Here is a 6,531-nt window from a genome sequence, read left to right as displayed (position 1 = left end):
GGGATCGCTGCGGTGTTGTAGGCGAAGGCCCAGAACAGGTTGGTCTTGATCGTGCTCAGGGTCTTGCGGGACAGGCGGATCGCGTCGACTGCGCTGCGCAGGTCGCCGCGGACGAGGGTGATGTCGGATGCTTCGATCGCGACGTCGGTGCCGGTGCCCATGGCCAGGCCGAGGTCGGCCTGCGCGAGGGCCGGGGCGTCGTTGACGCCGTCGCCGACCATCGCCACGACCTTGCCCTGCTCCTGCAGCCGTGTGACGACAGCGACCTTGTCCTGTGGCATGACCTCGGCGATCACCTCGTCGATGCCGATCTCTGCCCCGATCTGCTGGGCGACGGCGGTGTTGTCGCCGGTGAGCAGCACGGGCGTCAGGCCCAGGGCTCGCAGTTCGTGGATGGCCTGTGCGCTGGTCGGTTTGACAGTGTCGGCCACCACGAGGACGCCCTTCGGGTGGCCGTCCCAGCTCACGGCGACGACGGTCTTTCCCTCCGCTTCCGCGCGGGCCTTACCCGCCGCGGTGTCCGCGCTCAGCGAGACCGCCCAGTCCGCCAGCAACGACTCGCGGCCGACGATCACGGCGTGGCCGTCGACGGCGCCCTGCACACCCTGACCCTCGATGTTCGCAAAGCCCTCCGGCGCCGGCAGTGCTCCGGTGGCTTCCGTCGCCGCGGTGGCAATGGCCTGCGCGATCGGGTGCTCAGAAGCGTTTTCCAGTGCGCCTGCCAGCCGCAGCAGTTCGTGCTCGTCCACGCCGTCCTCAGCGATCACCTCGACGAGCGTCATCTTGCCGGTGGTCACCGTCCCGGTCTTGTCCAGGACGATGGTGTCGACCTTGCGGGTGGACTCCAGCACCTCCGGCCCCTTGATCAGCACGCCCATCTGCGCGCCGCGGCCGGTGCCGACCAGCAGCGCGGTCGGGGTCGCCAGGCCCAGCGCGCACGGGCAGGCGATCACGAGGACCGCGACCGCCGCGGTGAATGCCGCCGCGATGGGGAAGCCGGCGCCGAGCCATCCGCCGAGGGTGATGATCGCGATCGCGATGACGATCGGCACGAACACCCCGGAGACGCGGTCGGCGAGGCGTTGGACCTCGGCCTTGCCGGTCTGCGCGTCCTCAACGAGTCGCGCCATCTGCGCCAGCTGGGTATCGGCGCCCACACGCGTGGCGCGCACCACCAGCCGGCCGCCCGAGTTCACTGTCGCTCCGGTGACCGTGTCACCGGCGGAGACTTCGACGGGCACCGATTCGCCGGTGAGCATCGAGGCGTCGATGGCTGAGGACCCGGCAGTCACGACGCCGTCAGTGGCGATCTTCTCGCCCGGGCGCACCACGAACTCGTCGCCGACCGCGAGGTCCGCGACGGGGATCCGCACCTCGGCTCCGTCGCGCATTACCGCCACGTCTTTGACGCCGAGTTCGAGCAGGGCGCGCAGCGCGGCGCCGGCCTGCCGCTTCGAGCGCTTCTCGAAGTACCGCCCGGCGAGGATGAACACCGTGACGCCCGCGCCCACCTCGAGGTAGATGTTCGCCGCACCGTCCGACGGTGCGATGGTGAACTCGAAGCCGTGCTTCATGCCGGGTGTGCCGGCGGTGCCGAGGAACAGTGCGTACAGCGACCACAGGAACGCTGTCAGGGTGCCCATCGAGATTAGCGTGTCCATCGTTGCGGTGCCGTGCTTGAGGTTCATCCACGCGGCGCGGTGGAACGGGAAGGCGCCCCACAGGATCACCGGCGCCGCCAGCACCAGGGATGCCCACTGCCAGTAGGTGAATTGCAGTGCAGGGGCCATCGCCATGGCGATCACCGGTACCGCCAGCACGGCCGAGCCAATCAGCCGCTGGCGCAGGGACGTCAGTTCCGGGTCCGATCCGCCGTCGCCGTCGGGATCGTCGCCGTTGCCCTCGCCCACCGTCCCAGCCCCGCCTGCGGGGGCCTGTGGCACGGTCGCCGAGTAGCCGGTCTGCTGCACCTCGTTGATTAGCTGCTGGGTGTCGTACGCCTCGGGCACATGGACTTTGGCCTTCTCGGTGGCGTAGTTGACCGTCGCCTCGACCCCGTCGAGACGATTGAGCTTGCGTTCGATCCGGTTGGCGCACGATGCGCAGGTCATCCCACCGATCGCCAGCTCGACGTCCTTACCGCCCGAAGGCGCTCTCACGCTCATATCTTTCCTCCGTGTGTCATTAGTGCTCTAGTGCCCGGATCCGTGCGACGGCGCAGCCCCAGCGTTGCCGCCCTGCTCATTCCGGCCCTGTCCGGCGTCGACGACGAACTGCGCGGTGCGCACTACGCCGTCGACCTGGAAGTCCAGGTAGAGCAGGTACCGGCCCACGGTGGGCACCTCGGCGGCGAACCCGATGTCCGGGCCGGATGTGGCGCCCGGGCGCGGCTCCTCGCCGGTGGCGTGCACGTGCAGGTAGGCGAGGTCGCCCTCGCGCAGCGCCACCAGGTGGCCGTACGCGCCGAGGTAGGGCTCGAGGCCCGTGACGGGTGCTCCGTTCCTGGTGATCGTCACCGTGAGGTCGCTCGATCCGCCGGAGGCGAGGTCGCCGCTCAGGGTGGCGGTGAACCCGTCCACCTGTGCGGTGCGGGTGGGCTCGCGCCGCTGGGCGACGGACGCGCCGTCGACCTGGACGGTCCGCGTCAGTGCGGTCGATCCCTTCGCGCCGGTTGCGGTGAAATCGGCGTAGACCCGATAGGTACCGGCCTCGGGCCAGGTGACGGGCACCGACCAGCGTCCGCTCGCGGCGTCGAGCGTGGGATGCAGGTGCTGATAGTGCGCGCCGTCGGCGCGCACGGCGATCAGATGCAGCTGCTTCTCATGCGCGACGTCGAACTCACGCACCGGCTCTCCCCGACGGTCGAGCACCGTGAAATCCACATTCCCGGCGACGTTCGGCACGGCCGGCGCCGTCACCGGCCCCAGGGTGTACCCGTCCGCGCTGAGCGAGACGCCCTTGATTGCGGCCGCGGCCGGGGCGGCGGTGTCGGCTGCGGTAGCGCTGCTGCCTGCTTGATGCTCCGACCCGGCGTGCGAGCTCGTGCTGCTTCGCTCCCAGCCGGCGACGACGGAATCGGGCACCACGGCGCCGGCGATGCCGTAGGCGCCGGCGAAAGCCACCACCAGCCCGGCCCCGTACGCGGCGAGCTTCTGCGCCGCGTTCATCGGTCACGCACCGCCGAATAGCCGGCCTCCTCGACCGCCGCGAGGACCCGGGCGTCGTCGATGTCCTGCGCCCCGGTCACCCGCAGCCGTCCGGTCTGCGCGCTCACCTCGATCGATTCGACACCGTCGATCAGGCTGACCTCCTCGCGGATCGACATCTCGCAGTGTCCGCACGTCATGCCGCTCACCTGGTACTCGTTCGTGGTCATGTCGGTCTCCCTTCCCTGATGCATACCCCTGTGGGGTATCTGGTCCTTTCAGGGATAGCATACCCATGGGGGGTATGTCTAGAGCGTCGGAGAGATCGGAGGGGAACCGCGCTCGGTCAGAACCAAGGGTTGACACCGATACCCCCAGGGGGTATATATCTAGGTACCCCGATGGGGTATCGGAATCCGGTTCGACCGTCGAACCCCGACCACGAGAGAAGTGAGGTTTCCCATGACCGACAACGCACCGCGCCAGTCCTGCTGCGGCCACGCCGGCGACGCCGCTGAGCCGTTGGAGCTGTTGCAGAGCGCCCCTGCGGCCGGTAGCGAGGAGATGGCCGAATGCCCCGTGATGGCCGGTACCACCGTGCACAAGGCCACCGCGGTCAGCAAGGGCCTGTACCGGGACTTCGAGGGCACCCGCTACTACCTGTGCTGCGCCGGATGCGGTCCGCGATTTGACGCCGACCCCAACAAGTACGCCACGGCGGCGTCGGCATGAGCGCCGTGTCCGCAGACAACGTGCTCGTCCAGCCGGAGTGCGCAGCGGCCGGATCCGCGCTGGGCGCACCGGCGCCCGCGGCGTCGGAGGTCTGCTGCCAGTCGCAGCACGGGTATCTGACCGACAAGAGCCGATACCTGGCGCGAGCCAAACGGATCGAGGGTCAGGCCCGCGGAATCGGGCGCATGATCGACGAGGACCAGTACTGCATCGACATCCTCACCCAGATCAGCGCCGCGACCAGTGCCCTACAGGGGCTGGCGCTCGCGCTGCTCGATGACCACATCCGCCACTGCGTAGTGCAAGCCGCGCAGTCGGATCCAAACGAACTGACCACCAAACTCGACGAGGCGACCGCGGCGATCGCCCGCCTGGTCCGCACCTGACCAGACGAGCAGCGCCGGCCCGAACTCCCAAGGAGCACACCATGGACCACAGCGCACATGCAGGACACCCCGCCCCCGCGATCCCGCAAGGGTTGCAGGTGGCCGAGCAGGGCTACCGGATAACCCCGCCCTTCCACACCGCGGACGCGGGCACGAGCCGGATCGAATTCACCATCGTCGGCCCCGACGGGACGCCCGTGACCGACTTCGACGAGCGGCACGACAAGCGCCTGCACTTCATCGCAGCGCAGCGCGACACCAGCGTGTTCCACCACCTGCACCCGAGGATGGACGCGGCCGGCCTGTGGTCGGTAGAGGTGGACCTGACCCCGGGCGTATGGCGGCTGTTCGCGGACTTCGCGCCCACCGGCGCCGATACCGCGCTCACGCTCGGCGCCGACCTCGCGGTACCCGGCGACTTCCGCCCCCGTCCGCTTCCCGAGCCCAGCGCCACCTCGACGATCGACGACTACACGGTCACCCTCGCCGGGGACCTCGCGGCCGGCCGCGGCACCGAACTGCGCGCCACCGTCACCCGCGCCGGGGTGCCCGTCACCGACCTGCAGCCCTACCTCGCCGCCTACGGCCACCTCGTGGCGCTGCGCGCCGGCGACCTCGCGTACCTGCACATCCACCCCGAGGGCGACCCAGCCGACCCGACCACCCCGGCCGGGCCCGACATCCGCTTCCACGCTGTGGCTCCGTCGGCGGGAACATACCGATTGTTCCTCGACTTCCGGCACGGCGGGACGGTGCGCACCGCCGACTTCACCCTCACCGTCGACGACACGCCCACCGAGCACACCGCTGCGCCCCCCGCCCCGCACCACGCGGGACACGGCCACCACCACCACTGAGATCGAACGCGAATCCACTACCCGTCAGGAGCCATCGTGGGGCCCTTCTCCCATCGCGACTTCCGGCTGCTCTTCAGCGCGCAGATCGTCGCACTGCTCGGCACGGGACTGACCACCGTCGCACTCGGCCTGCTCGCCTACGACATCGCCGGCTCGTCGGCCGCGGTCGTTCTCGGCACCGCCCTGACCATCAAAATGGTGCTGTACGTGGTGATCGCACCGATCGCCGCCGCCTACGTGGACCGGTTGCCCCGCCGAGCGTTCCTGGTCTCGCTCGACATCCTGCGGGCGGCGATCGTGCTCGCGTTGCCGTTCGTGACGCAGGTGTGGCAGATCTACCTGCTCATCGGTGCCCTGCAGGCGGCTTCGGCGGCGTTCACGCCGACCTTCCAGGCGGTGATCCCCGACATCATCACCGACGAACGGCAGTACACCACCGCCCTGTCGGCGTCCCAGGTCGCATACACGATGGAGAGCCTGGCCAGCCCCGTCGTGGCCGCGCTCGCGCTCCTGGTGATCGAGTTCAACGTGCTCTTCCTCGGCACCGCCGCCGGATTCGTGATCTCAGCCGCGCTGGTGCTCCGCGCCGCCGTCCCCGACGCCCGCCGCGCGGCCACCGCCGGCGGCCCGGCTGAGCGGATCCTCGCCGGAGCCAGGATCTTCACCAGTACCCCCAGCCTGCGCGGGGTGCTGGCGGTGAACTTCGCCGTCGCCGCAACCGGTTCGATCGTCGTGGTCAACACCGTCAACTACGTCCGGGACCGGCTCGGCGGCACCGAATCGGATGTCGCCTGGATGCTCGCCGCCTCAGGCGGCGGCACCCTGGTAATGGCGCTCGCAGTTCCGCGGCTACTGGACCGATTCACCGAGCGGACGGTCATGCTCACCGGCGCAGCGCTTCTCACCGCCGCCGCCATCGGCGCGGTAGCCATGGCCTCAGCCGACCGCACCTCGTGGGCAGTGACCGCTACGGTGTGGCTGGCCAGCGGCGCCGGCTCGGCGATGGCCATCACACCGACCGGCAAAGTGCTCCGCGCGGCCGCAGCCCCCAGCGAGGTGGCCGCCGTGTTCGCCGCCCAATTCTCACTCTCGCACCTGGCCTGGCTACTGGCCTACCCGATCTCAGGCTGGGGCGCCAACCGCTTCGGGCTCGTCCCCGCCTGGGCGCTCCTGGCCTTGATCGCCGGTGCGGGGGCAGTCCTGGCCCCGCTACTGTGGCGGCGCACCCCGCCCACCGTTGCAGGCGACGACACTGCGGCAGGCACCGCGCCCAACCCACTCGAGCCCGGCAGCCCCGCCTGGCGGCACACCGCCGCCGCCGGCGGCACCCTCACCGAATGCCAATGCACCTGCACCCAGGCGGCGTGACCGCGCGGCGCCCGCGCCTGGGCGAACCGCATCGTCCACGCC

The 6,531-nt window shown here is 70.1% G+C and carries 7 protein-coding genes; 4 read left to right on the top strand and 3 right to left on the bottom strand.

Annotated features, from left to right (window positions below):
* From B4M62_RS08855 to B4M62_RS08845, 3 genes are all read right to left on the bottom strand, one after another.
* On the bottom strand, positions 1 to 2,111 hold a 2,111-nt coding region (locus B4M62_RS08855), incomplete at its 3' end, for a heavy metal translocating P-type ATPase (protein ID WP_414651810.1).
* Positions 2,112 to 2,192: 81 nt separating this feature from the next.
* Entirely contained in the window at positions 2,193 to 3,167 is a 975-nt protein-coding gene (locus tag B4M62_RS08850) for a heavy metal-binding domain-containing protein (protein WP_068746078.1), read from the bottom strand.
* Positions 3,164 to 3,376: a heavy-metal-associated domain-containing protein gene (locus B4M62_RS08845; RefSeq protein ID WP_068746081.1), complete on the bottom strand. Its 213-nt coding sequence runs from the start codon at positions 3,374 to 3,376 to the stop codon at positions 3,164 to 3,166. Before B4M62_RS08845 ends, B4M62_RS08850 begins: the two co-directional genes overlap by 4 nt.
* 232 nt (positions 3,377 to 3,608) lie before the next feature.
* On the opposite strand from B4M62_RS08845, the gene B4M62_RS08840 reads away from it, so the two are divergent.
* The 4 genes from B4M62_RS08840 to B4M62_RS08825 are packed head-to-tail and all read left to right on the top strand — an operon-like array spanning position 3,609 to position 6,489.
* Complete coding sequence (locus tag B4M62_RS08840) at positions 3,609 to 3,878, top strand: YHS domain-containing protein (protein ID WP_270486596.1); 270 nt, start codon at positions 3,609 to 3,611, stop codon at positions 3,876 to 3,878.
* Entirely contained in the window at positions 3,875 to 4,264 is a 390-nt protein-coding gene (locus B4M62_RS08835) for a metal-sensitive transcriptional regulator (RefSeq protein WP_082789363.1), read from the top strand. The genes B4M62_RS08840 and B4M62_RS08835 overlap by 4 nt, the downstream gene beginning before the upstream one ends.
* Positions 4,265 to 4,305: 41 nt before the next feature.
* The gene (locus tag B4M62_RS08830; protein WP_270486600.1) at positions 4,306 to 5,121 is read left to right on the top strand and encodes a hypothetical protein; all 816 of its coding nucleotides are present in this window, start codon (positions 4,306 to 4,308) and stop codon (positions 5,119 to 5,121) included.
* Positions 5,122 to 5,157: 36 nt separating this feature from the next.
* Positions 5,158 to 6,489, top strand: coding sequence for an MFS transporter (locus B4M62_RS08825; RefSeq protein WP_068746088.1), 1,332 nt, complete (start codon positions 5,158 to 5,160; stop codon positions 6,487 to 6,489).
* Positions 6,490 to 6,531 lie beyond the last annotated feature (42 nt).

Source organism: Gordonia sp. UBA5067 (assembly GCF_002414845.1).
Taxonomy (GTDB): Bacteria; Actinomycetota; Actinomycetes; order Mycobacteriales; family Mycobacteriaceae; genus Gordonia; species Gordonia defluvii.
Note: the sequence above shows the minus strand (reverse complement) of the source record. Positions and strands in the feature narration are given on the sequence as shown.

Coding starts and splice junctions, on each gene's coding strand:
- B4M62_RS08850 (WP_068746078.1), bottom strand. CDS start 3,167: ATGAACGCGGCGCAGAAGCTCGCCGCGTACGGGGCCGGGCTGGTGGTG.
- B4M62_RS08845 (WP_068746081.1), bottom strand. CDS start 3,376: ATGACCACGAACGAGTACCAGGTGAGCGGCATGACGTGCGGACACTGC.
- B4M62_RS08840 (WP_270486596.1), top strand. CDS start 3,609: ATGACCGACAACGCACCGCGCCAGTCCTGCTGCGGCCACGCCGGCGAC.
- B4M62_RS08835 (WP_082789363.1), top strand. CDS start 3,875: ATGAGCGCCGTGTCCGCAGACAACGTGCTCGTCCAGCCGGAGTGCGCA.
- B4M62_RS08830 (WP_270486600.1), top strand. CDS start 4,306: ATGGACCACAGCGCACATGCAGGACACCCCGCCCCCGCGATCCCGCAA.